Source organism: Streptomyces sp. NPDC054841 (assembly GCF_053611045.1).
In genome coordinates this window covers 1-1,430 of record NZ_JBSGZO010000899.1, presented here as the reverse complement: position 1 = coordinate 1,430, position 1,430 = coordinate 1, and the positions used below count along the sequence as shown (strand labels likewise).

General features: G+C 70.8%; 2 protein-coding genes. Both read left to right on the top strand.

Features of this window, described 5'->3' with window-relative positions:
- On the top strand, window positions 1-251 hold a 251-nt coding region (locus ACWGI8_RS44285; protein WP_453669284.1), incomplete at its 5' end, for an acetate--CoA ligase family protein.
- A 113-nt stretch (window positions 252-364) separates the two neighbouring features.
- Window positions 365-1,430: acyl-CoA dehydrogenase family protein (locus ACWGI8_RS44280; protein ID WP_453669283.1), on the top strand; the 1,066-nt coding region annotated here is incomplete at its 3' end.

The window sequence follows — 1,430 nt, the reverse complement described above, 5'->3', positions numbered from 1 at the left end:
ACGTCGCCTTCACCCTGGCGCCCCTCCCGGCCGCGCGTGCCGCGGAGCTGCTGCGCGGCCTGCGGACGGCCGCACTGCTGTCAGGTGTCCGCGGGCGGCCCGCCGTGGATGTGGCCGCCGCCGCGGACGTCATCGAGCGCATCACCACCGTCGCCGCGGCCCATCCGGAGATCGCCGAACTCGAAGTCAACCCACTTCTGGTCCGCCCGGACGGCGTGCTCGCCCTGGATTCCCGCGCGGTACTGGCCTGACAGGGCCGCCCCGTCCCATCACCGCACCGCACCGCACCGCACCGCACCGCACCGCACCGATGCCTCGTACCACCTCCCACTGCCCGTCCCGACCGAAAGGCCCGGAGCACACCATGGACTTCCGCTACACACCCGAGCAGGCCGCCCTCAAGGACCGGGCCGCCGCGTACACCAGGCTCCTGATGGAGTACGAGAACCAGTCCGAGGAGGCCGGCGGCCCACTGCCCGCCGACACCGTGCGCGAGCTGACCCGAGCCGCGATCGATGCCGGTGTGTACGCCATCAACATGCCCACCGAATGGGGCGGGGCCGGTCTGTCGCTGCTCGACCAGGTCATCGTCGAGGAGGAGTTCGGGAAGGTCACCAACTGCCTCTGGGACATCCCGTGGCGTCCCGCCAACGTCCTGGCGTACGCCGACGAGGCGCAGCGCGAGAAGTACCTGCTGCCCGTCATCCGCGGCGAGCGCTTCGACGCCTTCGCGGTGACGGAACCGGGCGCGGGCTCGGACCCCAGTTCCGGTACGAGCACCGCGACCCGCACGGACGGCGGCTGGCTGCTGAACGGCGAGAAGTGGTTCGTGACCTGCGGCGACATCGCCGATTTCCTGCTGGTTCAGGCCGACGCCGGCCCGGGGCGGGCGCCCACCCTCTTCTTCGTCGACAAGCAGGCGCAGGGGCTGGAGATGACCCGGGTGCCGCGGTTCATGCACTCGGCGGTCAACGGGCATCCCGAGTTCACGTTCACCGATGTGTTCGTTCCCGACGAAGACGTGCTCGGGAATGTCGGGGACGGCTACGAACTGACGAAGGAGTGGTTCACCGACGAGCGTCTGATGATCGCGGCGCGCACGGTCGGAGCCGCCGAGCGAGCGCTGGAACTGGCCCGCGACTGGGCCGTCGAGCGCCGCCAGTTCGGCTCACCCATCGCCGACTTCCAGCTCGTCCAGGGCATGCTCGCCGACTGCGCCGTCGACATCGCCGTCAACCGCGCCTACGCCCACCAGGTCGCCTGGGAGGCCGATCAGCCCAACACCGACCGCAAGGCGCTGCACGCGAAGGCGTCGACGGCGAAGCTCGCAGCGAGCGAGGCGGCGGGCCGGGTCATCGACCGGTGCGTGCAGATCTTCGGCGGCCGCGGCTACGACCGCTCCTACCCCGTCGAACGCCTCTACCGCGAGC